The sequence below is a fragment of the Aeromonas sp. genome, assembly GCF_050252055.1.
In the GTDB taxonomy this organism is placed as follows: domain Bacteria; phylum Pseudomonadota; class Gammaproteobacteria; order Enterobacterales; family Aeromonadaceae; genus Aeromonas; species Aeromonas caviae.
Window position 1 is genome coordinate 212,732 of sequence record NZ_JBFWLQ010000006.1, and the last position, 15,647, is coordinate 228,378.

Sequence of the window (15,647 nt, forward strand, 5' to 3'; positions counted from 1 at the left end):
TTGAAGGGGGAAGAGCCGAGTAAGGCTCCCCCTCTTATTTGCCGGCAATGCTGAGCCCGCCAAAGCGGATCAGCGGGGCATAGAAGTCCTTGCCATCGTCGTGGTGCAGCTGGTTGCCGACCGCTTCCAGCTCCCCGAGCAGACGATAGAAGTTGCCCGCCACCGTGATGCCGCGTACCGGTGCCACGCGCTCGCCATTTCGGCAGAGGAAGCCGGAGGCACCGAACGAGAAGTCGCCGCTCACCGCATCGGCCCCGGAGTGCAGGCCGTCCAGCTTGACCAGCTCCAGGTACTCACCGTTTTGTACCTCGGCCTCGCCGTGGGGGCCGAGCCCGAACACCAGGTGACGAGGGGCTACGTCCAGGGCACTGCGGGCACTGCGGGCGGCTGCACCGTTGCTCGTCACGCCGAAGTGGCGGGCGGTGGCGCTGTTGTGCAGCAGGGTCTTGAGCTCCCCCTCGCCGATGAGCAGGAGATCCGAAGTGGCGGCCCCTTCGCCGTCAAACGCCTTGATCTTCATGCCCCCCGGCATATAGGCACGACTCTCCAGGGTAAGCCAGCGAGAAGCCACGCTTTGGCCCAGCTTGTCGCGCCAGGGGTTGATCCCCTGCTGGGCCCACTTGCCAGACAGGGCGGACTGGAAGCAGCCAAACAGGCTGGCAAAGCAGTGGGTGCTGAAGATGACGCTGTAGCGACCGCTCGGCACCGCCTCACCCATCAGCAGGCCATCGGCCACGGCGTGGATCTGGCGGATGAGAGGCTGGCTCTCCAACTCGTCGAAGCGCCGTGCGTACTGTCCCTGGTAGTGCATGGACTGGCGGCCCTCCCGCTCGATGAGAGCGGAGCTGTGGCAGCCGACGCTGAACTCCTGATGTTCGCAGAGGCTGCCCTGGCTGTTGGCAAGCCAGAGGCGGCTCTCCCCCTCGAAGAAGCCGTTGTAGGGGGCGCCGGTCACGTCCGGCAGGGCCAGCATGTCGGACTCGAGGCGCAGGGTCAGGGCAATCTTCTCTTCCACCGCCGTGGTGTCGGCCTGATGTATCTCGGCGCAGTCGGTGATGAGCCTGCTCTGCTGCACTGTGATGCGCTGATCCGGGTCCACCTTGGCGAAGCGGCTCGCATCGAGCGCATCCTGCACCATGGCGTCCAGGGCCGACGCGTCGAGGGACTCGGAATAGGCGATGCCGACCCGGCCTTCCTTGATGAGGCGAATGCCGATCTGCTGGCTGCTGGTGACCTTGTATTCACTGAGTTCGCCCTTGTCGGCCTTGAGGGAGAAGGCCTTCTCCTGATTGGCGATGACGTCCGCCTCGGCACCCAGATCGGCGACCTGGTCCAGCAGACGGGCAAGCAGTTGGTTCATGTCGAGCTGGCTCATCAGGCGTTCCCTCCGACCAGGATATTGTCAACCTTGAGCGGCGGCTGGCCGACTGAAACGCGAATGAGGCGGGAGATGGAACCGCACAGAGTGTCATGGATGTTCATCAGGCGTTCCCTCCGACCAGAATGCTGTCAACCTTGAGCGGCGGTTGGCCGACCGAGGCGGGAATGGATCCGGAGACCGAGCCGCACATGCCGGCGGAGAGGGCCAGATCGCGCCCCACCATGGAGATCTCCTTCAATACCTGCGGGCCGGTGCCGATCAGGGTGGCCGACTTGAGGGGCCGGGTGATCCTGCCCCCTTCGATGAGGTAGGCCTCCTGCACGTTGAAGTTGAACTCGCCGGTACCGGGCTGCACAGAGCCACCCCCCATCCGCTTGGCATAGATGCCGTGCTCCACGGTTGCCAGCATGTCGTCGAGGCTGTAGTTGCCCGGTTCGATATAGGTGTTGCGCATGCGGGAGGCGGGGGCGAACTTGTAGGATTCCCGGCGCCCGGAACCGGTGCGGGCGTAGCCGGTGCGAAGGGCCCCCATTCTGTCCACCAGGAAGCCGGTCAGCACGCCGTCCTTGATGAGCTGGGTGTGCTGGGTCGCCATCCCCTCGTCATCGACGTTGATGGAGCCCCAGGCGTTGCCCTGCAAGCCCTCGTCCACCGCGCTGACCGCCGGGTTGGCGATGAGCTGGCCCATCTTGTCGTGGAACACGGAGGCCTTCTTGGCCACCGAGGTGGTCTCCAGCAGGTGACCGCACGCCTCGTGGAAGATGACGCCGCCAAAGCCGCTCTCCATGATGACCGGCAGCTTGCCGCTCGGGCAGGGGGCGGCTCCCAGCTTCACCAGTGCCTGGCGGGTGGCGGTGAGAGCCAGCTCGCGGGGATCGATGCTCTCGGCATGCTCCCATCCCTTCATGGCTCCGGGGGCTTCATAACCTACGCTCTGCTCGCCCCCGTCCAGGGCGATGGTCTGGGCCATGATGCGGTTGTAGTGGCGGCGATCGCTCACCTGCACCCCTTCGCTGTTGAAGATCTCCACCTCCTGCTCCCAGCCGAGCACGTTGCCCGAGAACTGGCTCACCTTGTCGCTCTCGGCGCGGGCCGCAGCGTCCATGGCATGCAGGTAGGCGATCTTCTGCTCTAGCAGCTTGTCGGCCGACAGCGGCAGAGCGATCGGGTTGCGGTCGGTCAGGCGGGTGAAGTCAAAGGCAGTGGCGGTGACCACGGGGTCACGCTTGTCCTTGGCCGCCAGCAGGGTAACGATGCGCAAGAGCTCGTTGCGATCGGCCAGGTTGGTGTAGCCGTAGAGCACCTTGTGGCCGTAGCACAGGCGAACGCCGATACCGAAGTCGAGACCACCGCTGATGTTCTCTATCTGGCTGGAGAGCAGGCTGAGCTGGCTGCGGCGCTTGCGCTCCACAAACAGCTCGGCGAAGTCGGCACCCAGAGCCAGCGCGTGATCGAGCACGTCGCGGGCGATGGCGGGGGCCAACAGGGAGAATGAAGTCATAGAATATCCTTTTCTGGTCTGTCCGTTTGCTTCCGACACCCGGCGTTGTGTTGTTATGGGGTGTCGACCTCATTGTTGCAGACCAGAAGCAAAAAGTCGCTATAGCGTCAGCCGATGATACCAAACGAGAAAATCGGTGCGATTTATGCGCCCGGCAGCCCGAGCGCAGGCTACCGGCAGGGGAGGTTGGCGCCTCTCATGGCGCTCGCTTGATATGAGGTCGACCCACGGCTCGATGCGGGGTAGGTCTGGTCGTCCATTGGCCGGCGTCGTCGAACATCCAGGCGATCAGGATCAGAGCAGTTCGTGGATCTCGCTCAGGATCTGGTCGACCCACTGCTCGATGCGGGGTCGGTCTGGTCGTCCATTGGCTGGCGTCGTCGAACATCCAGGCGATCAGGATCAGAGCAGTTCGTGGATCTCGCTCAGGATCTGGTCGACCCACTGCTCGATACGGGACTCGGTCTGGTCGTACTGGTTGGCGTCATCAAGGGCCAGCCCGACGAAGTGACGGCCATCGTCGATGAGCGCCTTGGAGGCGTCAAACTCGTACCCCTCGTTGGGCCAGTAGCCCACCAGCTTGACCCCCTTGGGGACCAGCTGATCGTGCAGCAGGCCGAGGGCATCCTGATACCACTCCCCATAGCCCAGCTGATCGCCCATGCCAAACAGGGCGATGATGCGTCCCTCCAGATGCAGGTCGGCGATGTCTTCCCAGCGGGATTCCCAGTCCTCCTGCAGCTCGCCGAAGTCCCAGGTGGAGATGCCCAGGATCAGGATGTCGTACTCCTGCATGCGGGCGAGGGGCACATCCTTGATGTTGTGGAGATCGACCAGCTCGGGGCCGATGAGGGCGCGGATCTTCTCGGCGGCCATCTCGGTGTAGCAGGTGGTGGAGCCATAAAACAAACCTATCTTCATCGCTCTTCTCTTGATCGCAGTCGGCAAGGGGCGTGACCGGCACAGCGGCGCCCGGGGGGAGGGCGCCAGTCTAGCAGATTGCGCCGGGCTCTTCACCGCCTGAGGGGATGTGCAGCCTTGCCTTGCGGCCCGGGTGGGTCGGCACGTTACAATGGCGACCTGTTTCCCTGAGCGCGGCGCACCATGAGCAAAGCAGAATCCCATCCCCTGATCGAGCCGTTTCTCGACGCCCTCTGGCTGGAGCGGGGGCTTTCCGACAACACGGTCAGCTCCTATCGCACCGACCTGGAAAAATTTGCCCTCTGGCTCGATGAGCAAGGCGGTTCCCTGCTGCTGGCGGGGCTGGACGACATCCAGCACTACCTCGCCTGGCGGGTGGACCATCAGTTCGCGGCCAGCAGCACGGCCCGTTTCCTCTCGGCCCTGCGCCGCTTCTACCAGTACCTCAATCGCGAGAAGCTGCGCAGCGACGATCCCACCGTGCTGCTGGAGGGGCCAAAGCTCCCCAAAAAGCTGCCATCGGATCTGAGCGAAGCCGAGGTGGAGGCGCTGCTGCAAGCGCCCCTGGTGGACGATCCGCTGGAGCTGCGGGACAAGGCAATGCTCGAGCTGCTCTACGCCACCGGGCTGCGGGTGTCCGAGCTGGTGGGGCTGACCGCCGAACACGTCAGCCTGCGCCAGGGGCTGGTGCGGGTGGTGGGCAAGGGCAACAAGGAGCGCCTGGTCCCCATGGGGGAGGAGGCGGTGCACTGGCTGGAGCGCTACTACCGGGAGGGGCGCACCCTGCTGCTGGGTGGCACCAGCTCGGACGTGGTGTTCCCCTCCAAGCGGGCCCGGATGATGACCCGCCAGACCTTCTGGCACCGCATCAAGCTCTATGCCCTGAGAGCCGGCATCAGGGGGGAACTCTCCCCCCACACCCTGCGTCACGCCTTCGCCACCCACCTGCTCAATCACGGCGCCGATCTGCGAGTGGTGCAGATGCTGCTGGGCCACGCGGATCTCTCCACCACCCAGATCTATACCCACGTGGCCAACGAGCGGCTCAAGGCACTGCACGGCCAGCACCATCCCAGAGCCTGATCGCCTCACCTGCCTTGCAACAAAAAACCGCCCGAAGGCGGTTTTTTTTTCAGCACACGACAGGGAGGAAACGGTTATTTCCCCTGCTGGGATTTCAGCAAGTCGCGGATCTCGGTCAGCAGCTCCTGATCCTTGGTGGGGCCGGCCGGGGCAGCGGCTTCCTCTTCCTGCTTCTTCTTCAGGGTGTTGATGGCCTTGAGCCCCATGAAGATGGCGAAGGAGATGATCAGGAAGTCGATACAGGTCTGGATGAATTTGCCATAGGCGATGACCACGGCAGGGGCATCCCCTTCGGCGGCCTTCAGGGTCACGGCGAGATCGCTGAAATCCACGCCCCCCAGGATCAGCCCGATGGGCGGCATGATCACGTCTCCCACGAAGGAGGAGACAATCTTGCCAAAGGCGGCACCTATGATGATACCGACCGCCATGTCGATCACATTGCCCCTGGATGCAAAGGCCTTGAACTCTTGAATCAGACTCATTTTTCCCCCTAGAAATGGACGACGTGCCACCTGAGCGCACGTCGATTTGAATAATAAAACATCAGCAAAACAGAGGGATGACTAAAGATGTCTCCCGTCGTCCTGATTAGCTTGCGGGGCTCAAGCCCGATTGGCAACCTGTCATCCCGTGATTTTTTCTTGCGGACGTTATTAATCGATCACTAATTAAGGTCTTTGGGAGAGGGAATTGTCTGGGTTACCTTATGAGACCCTTCAATCATGCCAAGTGAATGAGCTGATGCGATATTTACTGCTGGGAATGATGCTGCTGTGCGCTTTTGCGGCCAGAGCGGGGATGGACCCCCATGTGTTGAAACAGACCATAGAGCAGCGCCTCGGTGTGCAGGTCTACCTGGTGGACGAGACCCCCATGCCGGGCCTCTATCTGCTGGGCACGGCCCAGGGACTGCTCTACAGCGATGCCAGGGGAGACTATGTGCTGCAGGGCTCCATGCTGGATCTGGCCCACGACATGAGAAACCTCACCCGGCTCAGCCAGCAGCAGCAACGCAGGCTGGCGCTCTCCCAGATAGGGGAGGCCCGGCTCTGGCTCAAGGCCACCCCTGAACGCCACCGCCTCACCCTGTTTACCGATCTCGCCTGCGGTTCTTGCCGCATCGCGCTGGAGGAGTTGCCCCGCTTGCAGGCGAGGGGCGTGAGCGTGCAACTGCTGCCTGCGCCTGTCGCCGCCTCGGATCAGGCTAGCTGGTGTGATCCCGGGCTGCTGCGCGAACTCAACTTCAGCGATCGTTTGCCTGAGAGCGGCTGTAATGCGATCCTTGCCCATCATATCGGCCTGAGCCAATGGCTCGGGATCAAGGCGTCACCGAGCTGGGTCCTGCCCAATGGCGACCTGGTGCGCGGTTACCAGAGCCCCGAACAACTGCTCAAGATACTGGATCACATCAATGCCCCTGCTAATCCGTCGTCGTCCGCGAGTTGATGATTCCCATCTGCCCGCCACCCTGCACCCGCTGCTTCGCCAGATCTTCGCCAGCCGCGGGGTTGAAGATCCCGCTCTGCTGGAGCGCAGCGCCAACCAGCTGCTGCCGCCCCAGCGCCTGTTCGGCATGGCGCAGGCGGTGCCGCTGCTGGCCGAGGCGCTGACGGCGCAAAAACGCATTCTCATCGTCGGTGACTTTGACTGCGACGGCGCCACCAGTTCGGCGCTGTGCGTGCTGGCCCTGCGCGCCATGGGCGGTCGCCACATCGATTTTCTGGTGCCCAACCGCTTCGAGTTCGGTTATGGCCTCACCCCGGAGATCGTCGAGCTGGCAGTGGCCCGTGGCGCCGAGTTCCTGATCACGGTGGACAACGGTATCTCCAGCATCGCCGGGGTGGCGGCGGCCAAGGCGGCCGGCATGCAGGTACTGGTTACCGATCACCATTTGCCGGGCCTGGAACTGCCTGACGCCGACGCGATAGTGAACCCCAACCAGCATGGCTGCGACTTCCCCTCCAAGTCGCTTGCCGGGGTCGGGGTCGCCTTCTATCTGATGGCGGCCCTCAACACCCATCTGCGCCAGAGCGGCTGGTATGAGCGTCAGGGGCTGCGCGCCCCCAACGTGGCAGATTACCTGGATCTGGTGGCCCTCGGCACCGTGGCCGACGTGGTAGCGCTCGATGGCAACAACCGCATCCTGGTTCATCAGGGTTTGCAGCGGATCCGGGCCGGCCGTTGTCGCCCCGGCATCCAGGCGCTGGTGGATGTGTCGGGCCGCGACGGTCGTCGCCTGTGCGCTGCCGATCTCGGCTTTGCGCTGGGGCCGCGCCTCAACGCGGTGGGCCGGCTCGACGATATGTCGCTCGGGGTCGCCTGCCTGCTGAGCGAGGACATCAACCTGGCGCGCCAGCTCGCTTCCGAAATGGACAGCCTCAACCAGGAGCGCAAGGAGATCGAGCAGGGGATGCAGCAGGAGGCGCTCGCCACCCTGGAGCAGATCCGTTTTCGCGACGGCGAGGTGCCGTCGGGTATCGTGCTGCACCGGGACGAGTGGCATCAGGGGGTGGTGGGGCTGGTGGCCTCCAAGGTGAAGGAAAAGTACTACCGCCCGGTCATCGCGTTTGCCGAGAGCAGCGAGACCGAGCTCAAGGGCTCCGGGCGCTCCATCCCAGGGGTGCACCTGCGCGATGCGCTGGAACTGCTCGATACCCGCCACCCCGGCTTGATGGGCAAGTTTGGCGGCCACGCCATGGCGGCCGGGTTGACCCTGCCCAAGGCCAATATCGAGGCCTTCGGTCGGGCCTTCGAGGCGGTCATCGGCGAGCTGGTGACCCCTGAGCTCTTGACCGGGGTGTTGCTCACCGATGGCGAGCTGCTGCCCGATGAGCTGAGTCTGGAGCTGGCAGAGCTTATTCGCGCCTCCGGCCCCTGGGGTCAGGCCTTTCCCGAGCCGCTGTTTGACGGGGAATTCGTGCTGGTGCAGCAGCGGCTGGTGGGGGAGAAGCACCTCAAGATGATGCTGACCACGGATTCCGGCCACGCGGTGGATGCCATCGCCTTTGGCGTCGACTTGCAACGCTGGCCCGATGCCTCGGTGAAGCGGGTGCGGCTGGTCTACCGGCTCGACGTCAACGAGTGGCGTGGCAACCGCAGCGTGCAGTTGCTGGTGGAGCATCTGGAAGCCGCCGGCCTCTGATTCCCGCGAGTCTCTCTTGCTGCCGATGACGGCCACCTCAGGGTGGCCGTTTTTTTATGGTGTGAACCCGGATGTTGTCGTTGACCCGTCTATTGCTTCACAGTTTAAGCTTCCCTTCATCGGGTCACGGACCCCTCAGCGAGTGGTTGTCATGAAAATATCCGAACTGGCCCGGCGCTGCGGCCTGGCCCGCTCCACCCTGCTCTATTACGAAAAGCTGGGGGTGATTGCGGGAACGAGGGCCGCCAACGGCTATCGCCACTACGACGATGGAGACCTGCAGCGGCTGCGGATGGTACAGGCCCTGCAGACCGGTGGGCTCAGCCTCAAGCAGTGCCTCGCCTGCCTGGCGGGCGAGCTGGAGCAGGCAACGCTGGAAGCCCGGGTCAGGGAGCTGGATGAAGAGCTGGCGCGGATGCAACGCGCCCGGGATCTGCTGGCGGATCTCGCCGGTTTGCGTGCGCACTCCGGCGACGAGTTCAAGGCCTGGCAGCGGCAACTGCAGCATCAAGCCCCGCAGGCCTACTTTGCCTGGGTGATGAAGCAGGGATTCAGTGAAAAAGAGCGTTACCACCTGCAGTGGCTCAGCAAAGACATGAATGAACATGAACGTTATATCCGGGATTTCAAGCTGCTGCTGGATGGCATGAGCTATTGGGGGCCGGGCGATAGCCTCTTCACCCAGCAGCAATTTGCCGCGCTGCCCAGCCAGCCTCGCCGGATCCTCGACATGGGCTGCGGGCGCGGCGCCGCCACCCTGGCGCTGGCACAGGTGACGGACGCCACCATAGTGGCCATCGATCTGGACGAGGAGGCGCTGGCCGCCGTGGCCCGTAGCGCCAGTGCGGCGGGGCTGAGTCATGTCACTACCCTGTGCGCCAACATGGCGGCGCTGCCGGCAGATCTTGCCCCCGCCGATCTCATCTGGGCCGAGGGGAGCGCCTACACCATCGGGGTGGCCAACGCCTTGCAGGCATGGCGGCCGTACCTTGCCGGTCCTGCTGCCTGCCTGGTGTTGAGCGACCTGGTGTGGCTGACAGACACGCCGCCAGAGGAGGCGTTGGCGTTCTGGCAGCGGGATTATCCCGCCATGCAGACCCTGGCGGGCCTGCTCAAAACGGTGAAGGAGGCGGGTTATCGCTGCCTGTGGCACACCCCGTTGCCGCAAAGGGCCTGGGACAACTATCTGGATCCCATCGAGCGCAATCTGGCGCGCCACAGTGCCGAGCTGGGGGATAACCCAGCCTGGCAGGATCTGAGCCGGGAAGTGGCCATCCACCGCCAACACCTGGGCAGCTACGGCTATGTGATCTGCTGCCTGCAGACAGACTGATCAGGCCATCCATTGCAAGATAACAAACGGAGAAAACCTATGAACATCATCATTCGGCCCGAAACAGGCGCCGATCACGACGCCATTGAAGCGCTGACCGTGGCCGCGTTCCTCAATGCCCCCCATACCGATCACAACGAGCAGCTGATCGTGCGTGACCTGCGCCAGGCCGGGGCACTCAGCCTGTCGCTGGTGGCGGAGCAGGAGGGACGGATGGTCGGCCACCTCTGCTTCTCGCCGGTGACCATCAGCGATGGCAGCCCGCACTGGTATGGTCTTGGTCCTATTTCCGTCTCTCCCGAGCTGCAAGGCAAGGGGCTGGGGTCACGGCTGATGGAGGCGGGTCTGGCCGAGCTCAAGGGGATGGGGGCGGCTGGCTGCGTGGTGCTGGGGGATCCCGGCTTCTACGGCCGTTTCGGTTTCGTGTCCGAGCCGGGGTTGACGCTGCCCGGCGTGCCGCCCGAGTACTTCATGACACGCTCGTTCGGCGCTGCCATGCCCAGTGGTGAAGTGCGCTACCACCAGGCCTTCCAGCAGGGGTGAGCCCTCACCTTGAGGAAGATGCAAGTCGCTTTCTCAAGGTGGTGCAACCTTGTCGGTTTTAGGGAATGGGGCGGTGTTTAATATCAACCTTTCTGATATCTCATGGTGGAAAATGCAATAAGTGACGGTATTGTGATATATTCCACCTGTAATTTTTCTTGACGGACAGCCCCCTTGTCATCCTCTCGCCGCCCCTCGTCATGGCCGATGGTGCTTGCCATCGCCTGCCTTCTCTGGCTTGCCGCTGCGGCGGCGGCAGGGGTCGTTGCAACTAAGGGAATGGAGACGCAAGGGCAGGAGCGGCCGATGCTGTTCCATGAGCCAGCGAACCCGGGGCTTGCCGACAACGTCAGCCTGCCGCCCGCCTCCCAGTGGCGGCTCGGTTTCGAGCAGGGACGGCGACTGGAAGGGGCCGCTCATGCCGAGCTCTACCAGATGCTGCTGGCCTGGTTCCAGCACGAGATCCTCGGCCTGCTCTGTGGCCTGCTGTTCTTCCTGCCCCTCATCTACCTCAGGCAGCGGCCCGACTACTTCGGCGCTCTGCACACACGGCGGCTTCGCTGCCACCACCTGCAATATCGCTTCTGCCAGGGCGACTAGGTTCACCAGCCGGGCGCCCGCCCGTTTGATCCCCGTCATTGAGTACCGCTGACCGGGCTGCTCGGCAGTCTGGCGGCTGCCGTGGTCATTACCGGGTGCTGCGCCAGCTCTCTCTGTAAACGTCATCCGTGACGTCATCTTCGCGATTGGCCGTTGGCCGGGCGCGGACGTGCTCTTATTGCAACCAAGTGGTGAACTCATTCATGGACTATTACGTCAATCTCTTCATCCAGTCGATCTTTGTGGAAAACCTGGCGCTGGCCTTCTTCCTTGGCATGTGCACCTTTCTGGCCGTCTCGAAAAACATCAACACCGCCTTCGGTTTGGGCATGACGGTGCTGGCGGTCATGGTGATCGCCATCCCCCTCAACAACCTGATCTACCGCCATATCCTGCGTCCCGAGAGTACCTTCCTCGGGGAGTTTGATCTGGGCTTTCTCGATTTCATCGTCTATATCGGGGTGCTGGCGGCGCTGGTGCAGGTGATGGAGATGGTGCTGGACAAACATTTCCCGGCGCTCCATCACGCGCTCGGTATCTATCTGCCGTTGCTGACGGTGCACTGCGCCATCTTCGGCGGGGTGATGTTCATGGCCCAGCGGGATTACGACTTCATCGAATCCGTGGTCTACGGGGCGGGCTCAGGGCTGGGCTGGCTGCTGGCCATCGTCGCCATTGCGGGATTGCGCCAGAAGATGAAGTATTCGGATGTGCCCGAGGGGCTGCGGGGTATCGGCATTACCTTCATCGTGGCCGGGCTGATGTCCCTCGGCTTCATGTCCTTTTCCGGCATCTCGCTCTGAGCCATGGGCCGGGTGGTGGCCCAATGAAGGTGCTCAATCCAGACGCTTTGCCATGTTGTAGCCCGTGATGGTGAAGCCCAGCGCCTGATAGAGCGCCAGTGCCCTCGGGTTGTCATGGGCCACCCTCAGCTTGATCTGGTGGATGCCTAGGGGGGCGAGCTGCGCTTCCAGGGCGGCCATGGCTGCCTTGCCGAGGCCGCGACCACGATGGGGCGGTGTCACATAGAAGTCGTAGATGAAGGTGGTGCCGGCGGCGCCGTCGATGGCGTGCCAGAGATAGCCCAGAGGCTCGCCCGGCGCGTTCGGGGCTTCAGGTACCATGGCGAGCAGGTGATGACCCGGGGTGGCGACACCCAGTGGCAGGAGCTGCTGCAACGAGGCGTCGGCCTGACGGTGGGCGTCAGGCAGCGCCATCCCGTGGTTGCTGGCAAGATCCTGGGCGTAATCCTCGATGAAGTAGTCGCGATAGGCGGGAAAGTCTGCGTCACGCAGGGGGATCAGGCGAACGGTGAGAGTCGGCATCCGGCACAGCACTCCAGAGAAGGGGAGTGGCCACGTTACGCCAGAACGGCGCCAATCACAAAGGGACAACCGCTGCCTGCGAGGTGACGGCGATAAAAAAAAGAGCGCCCAGAGGCGCTCTTTTTTCTGCCAGCAGGAAAAGAGGCTTATTTGACCTCTTCCCCCTTGGCTTGCAGGTCTGCGTGGTAGGAGGAACGCACGAAGGGACCGCAGGCGGCGTGGCTGAAGCCGAGATCCATGGCCACATCCTTGAGTTCGTCGAACTCTGCGGGCGGCACATAACGCTTCACCGGCAGGTGGTGGCGGCTCGGTTGCAGGTACTGGCCCAGGGTCAGCATGTTGACGCCGTGCTCGCGCAAGTCCTTGAGTACCTGCACGATCTCTTCGTTGGTTTCGCCCAGACCCATCATGACGCCGGACTTGGTCGGCACGTGGGGGTGCATCTCCTTGATGCGGCGCAGCAGCTCCAGAGACCACTTGTAGTCGGCACCCGGACGGGCAACCCGGTACATGCGCGGGGCGGTTTCCAGGTTGTGGTTGAAGACGTCAGGCGGGGTCTCGCGGAACACCTCCAGCGCCTGCTCCATCCGGCCACGGAAGTCCGGGGTCAGGATCTCGATGCGGGTCTGCGGGCTGTGCTCGCGGATCTGCTTGATGCAGTCGGCGAAGTGCTGGGCACCGCCGTCCCGCAGATCGTCGCGGTCCACCGAGGTGATCACCACGTATTTGAGCCCCATCTCCTTGATGGTCAGCGCCAGCTTCTTCGGCTCCTCCGGATCCAGCGGCAATGGACGGCCGTGGGCCACGTCGCAGAAGGGGCAGCGGCGGGTACAGATGGCGCCCATGATCATGAAGGTGGCGGTGCCGTGGTTGAAGCACTCCGCCAGGTTGGGGCAGGAGGCCTCTTCACACACAGAGTGCAGCTTGTTTTTGCGCAGGGTGCTCTTGATGTGCTCGATCTTCTGGCTCGACGGCGGCAGCTTGATCCGCATCCACTCCGGCTTGCGCAGAACTTCCTCGTTGGGATCCGGCATGAATTTCACCGGGATCAGGGCCATCTTGTCGCCATCGCGCAGCTTGACGCCCGGCTCCATACGAACGGGTTTGCTCATGATTCACTCTCGGTGTTTGTTATTGTCTGGTTGATAGCCACCAGGGTCATCTCTGTGCCCTCATGGCCAGGCAGCATGGGCTTGCTCATGCCGCCTCTTCGGTATTCGTGATCTCTTGGTAGCCAATCAGGCGGGCCAGCTCCGTCACCAGCAGGGACTGTGCCTCGGCGACGCTCTGCGGGCCGCCCAGGGCGCTGGTCTGGGTCATGGCCATACCCGCATAGCCGCACGGATTGATGCGCAGGAAGGGGGTCATGTCCATGTTGACGTTGAGAGCCAACCCGTGGAACGAGCACCCCTTGCGAATGCGCAAGCCCAGGGACGCCAGCTTGGCCTCCATGCCCAGATCGCTCTTCACGTAGACGCCCGGGGCATCGGCCTTGGCATAGGCCTCGATATTGCTTTTGGCGAGCGTGTTGATGATGGCGGTTTCGAGGCAGGTCACCAGCTCCCGTACCGAGAGCTTGCTGCGGCGCACATCCACCAGCACGTAGAGCACCAGCTGGCCCGGGCCGTGATAGGTCACCTGGCCGCCGCGATCACTCTGCACCACCGGGATGTTGCCGGGGGCGAGCAGGTGTTCGGCCTTGCCGGCCTGGCCCTGGGTGTAGACGGGGTCATGCTCCACCACCCAGAACTCGTCCGGGGTGTCGGGGGTGCGATTGTCGGTGAACGCCTTCATGGCGTCCCACACCGGCTGGTAGGGGCGACGGCCCAGCTGTCTGACGAGCAGTTGGCCGGCTGACGGTTGTGGCTCGGCGGGCGTTTCGAGTGACATCTTTCCTCACTGGCGGCGCGGTGTCGGTACGGTCGCCGCTGCGACCGGGCGGCAAATAATCAGTCGCCCCGGTGGCGGGGCGAGAGAGGCAACTTACAGGACGTAACGGACCAGCTCGATCTTGCCAAGGGCGGTATACATGGCCTCGATGTGTTCCTTGCTCTGGGCGGTGACCGTCACCCGTACCGAGTGATAGTTGCCCTTGGAGCTCGGTTGAACGGTCGGGCTGTAGGTGCCGGGAGCATGTTGCTGCAGCACTTCCACCACCATGTCGGGCAGGGCGGGATCGGCCACGCCAAGCACCTTGAACGGGAACTTGCAGGGGAACTCCAGCAGTTCATCAAACTTGGTATTCATCTACTTCACCTTTCTGGGTCGCCGGGAAGCGACGTCATCTTTACGTCTTTGAGGGCCGCCGAAACGGTCCCCTCATCTGCCCCCAGGGGACAGTTCCCAGTCTATATGGGCATGAGCCGCCTCGGGATCAAGACCCGGCGGTGTGGCAAGACGTGGAAATGCTGCTTTTTACCACAAATCGTCAGTCGGCGGAACCTGCAGATTACAGGGTTATTGACTGGACAGACCGCAAAAGACAGCAGCGGCGCCTGTTGGCGCCGCTGCTTGAGGAAGGGTCTGTTACTTGAACCAGCTGGAGACCAGCATCACCAGGTAATCCCACAGGCGGCTCATCAGGCCACCTTCCTGCACCTCTTCCAGGGCAACCAGGGGAACCTGCTTGATCTCCTTGTCCCCTTGCTTGAGGTACACGGTACCGACGCGCTGGCCCTTGGCCAGGGGCGCCTTCAGCTCGCTCTCCAGCTGGAAGTCCGCCTTGAGGTTGTTGCCCTGGCCACGGGTGACCAGCACGGAGACGTCCTTGTCGACCCCCAGCTTCACTTCCGGCCTGTCGCCCATCCAGATCTTCTGGGTGACCAGTTCGGTGCCCGCCTTGTAGGGGGTCAGGCTCTGGAAGAAGCGGAAGCCGTAGGTGAGCAGCTTCTTGCTCTCGGCGGCGCGGGAGGCCTCGCTGTTGGCCCCCATGACCACGGCGATCAGGCGCATGCCTTCGTTGTTGGTGGCGGAAGAGACCAGGTTATAGCCGACCTGGCTGACGTGACCTGTCTTGATGCCGTCAACCTGCAGGGATTGGTCCCACAGCAGGCGGTTGCGGTTGTGCTGGGTGATGCCGTTGAACACGAAGGACTTCTGGGAGTAGATCTTGTACTCCTCCGGCTGATCGTGGATCAGGGCCTGACCCAGGCGGGCCATGTCGCGGGCGGTACTGTAGTGGCCCTCTTCATCCAGGCCGTGGGGGTTCTTGAACTGGGAGTCCTTCATGCCGAGCTTGGCGGCCCAGGCGTTCATCAGGCTGGCGAAGGAATCGGTGCTGCCTGCCAGGTGCTCGGCCATGGCGACGCAGGCGTCGTTGCCGGACTGGATGATGATGCCCTTGTTGAGATCATCGACGGAGACCTGCTTGCCCACCTCGATGAACATCTTGGAGGAATCGGAGTAGTTCTTGGACCAGGCGTTCTGGCTGATGGTCACCATGTCGGTGCCCTTGATGTTCCCCTTGTGCAACTCGTCGCCGACGATGTAGGAGGTCATCATCTTGGTCAGGCTGGCGGGGGGCAGACGCTCGTCGGCGTTCTGCTCGGCCAGCACCTGTCCGGAGAAGTAGTCGATCAGGATGTGGGCCTTGGCGGAGATTTCGGGCGCGGCAGGCACCACCATGGGGGCGCTGTTCAAAGTGGGGACCGGCTGGGCACTCGGCAGGGCCGAATCCGGGGTCGGAACAGGCTGGTTGGCCTGAGCGGTGGCGCTTAACAGGGAGGCCAGAATAACGGAGCGGGCAAATTTGGACATCTTGAAATTCCTGGTGCCTGGATGGGATGTACCCAAGTTGAAAAAAAGCGGGCCCCACT

At 63.1% G+C, this 15,647-nt stretch carries 17 protein-coding genes; 7 read left to right on the forward strand and 10 right to left on the reverse strand.

What is annotated here, in order from left to right; translation table 11 throughout:
- Window positions 1-34 precede the first annotated feature (34 nt).
- From AB7E19_RS12890 to fldB, 4 genes are all read right to left on the reverse strand, one after another.
- Entirely contained in the window at window positions 35-1,375 is a 1,341-nt protein-coding gene (locus tag AB7E19_RS12890) for a TldD/PmbA family protein (protein ID WP_160838799.1), read from the reverse strand.
- Window positions 1,375-1,482 carry a hypothetical protein gene (locus AB7E19_RS12895; RefSeq protein ID WP_010673741.1) on the reverse strand — a complete coding sequence of 36 codons (108 nt, stop codon included), beginning with the start codon at window positions 1,480-1,482 and terminating at the stop codon, window positions 1,375-1,377. Before AB7E19_RS12895 ends, AB7E19_RS12890 begins: the two co-directional genes overlap by 1 nt.
- Window positions 1,482-2,882: a TldD/PmbA family protein gene (locus AB7E19_RS12900; protein WP_322130968.1), complete on the reverse strand. Its 1,401-nt coding sequence runs from the start codon at window positions 2,880-2,882 to the stop codon at window positions 1,482-1,484. The genes AB7E19_RS12895 and AB7E19_RS12900 overlap by 1 nt, the downstream gene beginning before the upstream one ends.
- A gap of 402 nt (window positions 2,883-3,284) precedes the next feature.
- On the reverse strand, window positions 3,285-3,803 hold the full coding sequence (gene fldB, locus AB7E19_RS12905; RefSeq protein WP_041212516.1) for a flavodoxin FldB: 519 nt from the start codon (window positions 3,801-3,803) through the stop codon (window positions 3,285-3,287).
- A gap of 183 nt (window positions 3,804-3,986) precedes the next feature.
- Between fldB and xerD the strand changes: the two genes are divergently transcribed.
- On the forward strand, window positions 3,987-4,886 hold the full coding sequence (gene xerD, locus AB7E19_RS12910; RefSeq protein WP_042014490.1) for a site-specific tyrosine recombinase XerD: 900 nt from the start codon (window positions 3,987-3,989) through the stop codon (window positions 4,884-4,886).
- Between the two features lie 74 nt (window positions 4,887-4,960).
- Here the strand turns inward: xerD and mscL are convergent, their stop codons facing one another.
- On the reverse strand, window positions 4,961-5,371 hold the full coding sequence (mscL, locus tag AB7E19_RS12915; RefSeq protein ID WP_010673746.1) for a large-conductance mechanosensitive channel protein MscL: 411 nt from the start codon (window positions 5,369-5,371) through the stop codon (window positions 4,961-4,963).
- A 259-nt stretch (window positions 5,372-5,630) separates the two neighbouring features.
- Here mscL and AB7E19_RS12920 point away from each other — a divergent pair, with 259 nt between their 5' ends.
- From AB7E19_RS12920 to nqrE, 6 genes are all read left to right on the forward strand, one after another.
- Window positions 5,631-6,335, forward strand: coding sequence for a disulfide isomerase DsbC N-terminal domain-containing protein (locus AB7E19_RS12920; RefSeq protein WP_322130969.1), 705 nt, complete (start codon window positions 5,631-5,633; stop codon window positions 6,333-6,335).
- Window positions 6,301-8,031 (forward strand): single-stranded-DNA-specific exonuclease RecJ, encoded by a 1,731-nt coding sequence (gene recJ, locus AB7E19_RS12925; protein ID WP_263678148.1) that lies wholly within the window; start codon window positions 6,301-6,303, stop codon window positions 8,029-8,031. Before AB7E19_RS12920 ends, recJ begins: the two co-directional genes overlap by 35 nt.
- Window positions 8,032-8,182: 151 nt before the next feature.
- A complete protein-coding gene (locus AB7E19_RS12930) occupies window positions 8,183-9,364 on the forward strand; it encodes a MerR family transcriptional regulator (RefSeq protein WP_427935525.1) in 1,182 nt (393 codons plus the stop codon).
- Between the two features lie 39 nt (window positions 9,365-9,403).
- Entirely contained in the window at window positions 9,404-9,907 is a 504-nt protein-coding gene (locus tag AB7E19_RS12935) for a GNAT family N-acetyltransferase (protein WP_139737766.1), read from the forward strand.
- A 306-nt stretch (window positions 9,908-10,213) separates the two neighbouring features.
- Window positions 10,214-10,507, forward strand: coding sequence for a hypothetical protein (locus AB7E19_RS12940; protein WP_010673751.1), 294 nt, complete (start codon window positions 10,214-10,216; stop codon window positions 10,505-10,507).
- A 203-nt stretch (window positions 10,508-10,710) separates the two neighbouring features.
- Window positions 10,711-11,310, forward strand: a complete 600-nt coding sequence (gene nqrE, locus AB7E19_RS12945; protein WP_052816016.1) for an NADH:ubiquinone reductase (Na(+)-transporting) subunit E — start codon at window positions 10,711-10,713, stop codon at window positions 11,308-11,310.
- A gap of 33 nt (window positions 11,311-11,343) precedes the next feature.
- On the opposite strand, the gene AB7E19_RS12950 is transcribed toward nqrE, so the two are convergent.
- The 5 genes from AB7E19_RS12950 to AB7E19_RS12970 form a co-directional block, all read right to left on the reverse strand.
- On the reverse strand, window positions 11,344-11,832 hold the full coding sequence (locus AB7E19_RS12950) for a GNAT family N-acetyltransferase (RefSeq protein ID WP_167824706.1): 489 nt from the start codon (window positions 11,830-11,832) through the stop codon (window positions 11,344-11,346).
- A 146-nt stretch (window positions 11,833-11,978) separates the two neighbouring features.
- Entirely contained in the window at window positions 11,979-12,944 is a 966-nt protein-coding gene (gene lipA / locus AB7E19_RS12955) for a lipoyl synthase (protein WP_010673754.1), read from the reverse strand.
- Between the two features lie 85 nt (window positions 12,945-13,029).
- Window positions 13,030-13,722, reverse strand: a complete 693-nt coding sequence (gene lipB, locus AB7E19_RS12960; RefSeq protein WP_010673755.1) for a lipoyl(octanoyl) transferase LipB — start codon at window positions 13,720-13,722, stop codon at window positions 13,030-13,032.
- Window positions 13,723-13,815: 93 nt separating this feature from the next.
- Complete coding sequence (gene ybeD / locus AB7E19_RS12965) at window positions 13,816-14,079, reverse strand: DUF493 family protein YbeD (RefSeq protein WP_010673756.1); 264 nt, start codon at window positions 14,077-14,079, stop codon at window positions 13,816-13,818.
- Window positions 14,080-14,358: 279 nt separating this feature from the next.
- Window positions 14,359-15,588, reverse strand: coding sequence for a serine hydrolase (locus AB7E19_RS12970; RefSeq protein WP_427935530.1), 1,230 nt, complete (start codon window positions 15,586-15,588; stop codon window positions 14,359-14,361).
- Window positions 15,589-15,647: the final 59 nt, after the last annotated feature.

Excerpts from the sequence above, each read along its gene's own strand:
- AB7E19_RS12890 (WP_160838799.1), bottom strand. The coding sequence starts at position 1,375 with ATGAGCCAGCTCGACATGAACCAACTGCTTGCCCGTCTGCTGGACCAG.
- AB7E19_RS12895 (WP_010673741.1), bottom strand. The coding sequence starts at position 1,482 with ATGAACATCCATGACACTCTGTGCGGTTCCATCTCCCGCCTCATTCGC.
- AB7E19_RS12900 (WP_322130968.1), bottom strand. The coding sequence starts at position 2,882 with ATGACTTCATTCTCCCTGTTGGCCCCCGCCATCGCCCGCGACGTGCTC.
- fldB (WP_041212516.1), bottom strand. The coding sequence starts at position 3,803 with ATGAAGATAGGTTTGTTTTATGGCTCCACCACCTGCTACACCGAGATG.
- xerD (WP_042014490.1), top strand. The coding sequence starts at position 3,987 with ATGAGCAAAGCAGAATCCCATCCCCTGATCGAGCCGTTTCTCGACGCC.
- mscL (WP_010673746.1), bottom strand. The coding sequence starts at position 5,371 with ATGAGTCTGATTCAAGAGTTCAAGGCCTTTGCATCCAGGGGCAATGTG.
- AB7E19_RS12920 (WP_322130969.1), top strand. The coding sequence starts at position 5,631 with ATGCGATATTTACTGCTGGGAATGATGCTGCTGTGCGCTTTTGCGGCC.
- recJ (WP_263678148.1), top strand. The coding sequence starts at position 6,301 with ATGCCCCTGCTAATCCGTCGTCGTCCGCGAGTTGATGATTCCCATCTG.
- AB7E19_RS12930 (WP_427935525.1), top strand. The coding sequence starts at position 8,183 with ATGAAAATATCCGAACTGGCCCGGCGCTGCGGCCTGGCCCGCTCCACC.
- AB7E19_RS12935 (WP_139737766.1), top strand. The coding sequence starts at position 9,404 with ATGAACATCATCATTCGGCCCGAAACAGGCGCCGATCACGACGCCATT.
- AB7E19_RS12940 (WP_010673751.1), top strand. The coding sequence starts at position 10,214 with ATGCTGTTCCATGAGCCAGCGAACCCGGGGCTTGCCGACAACGTCAGC.
- nqrE (WP_052816016.1), top strand. The coding sequence starts at position 10,711 with ATGGACTATTACGTCAATCTCTTCATCCAGTCGATCTTTGTGGAAAAC.
- AB7E19_RS12950 (WP_167824706.1), bottom strand. The coding sequence starts at position 11,832 with ATGCCGACTCTCACCGTTCGCCTGATCCCCCTGCGTGACGCAGACTTT.
- lipA (WP_010673754.1), bottom strand. The coding sequence starts at position 12,944 with ATGAGCAAACCCGTTCGTATGGAGCCGGGCGTCAAGCTGCGCGATGGC.
- lipB (WP_010673755.1), bottom strand. The coding sequence starts at position 13,722 with ATGTCACTCGAAACGCCCGCCGAGCCACAACCGTCAGCCGGCCAACTG.
- ybeD (WP_010673756.1), bottom strand. The coding sequence starts at position 14,079 with ATGAATACCAAGTTTGATGAACTGCTGGAGTTCCCCTGCAAGTTCCCG.
- AB7E19_RS12970 (WP_427935530.1), bottom strand. The coding sequence starts at position 15,588 with ATGTCCAAATTTGCCCGCTCCGTTATTCTGGCCTCCCTGTTAAGCGCC.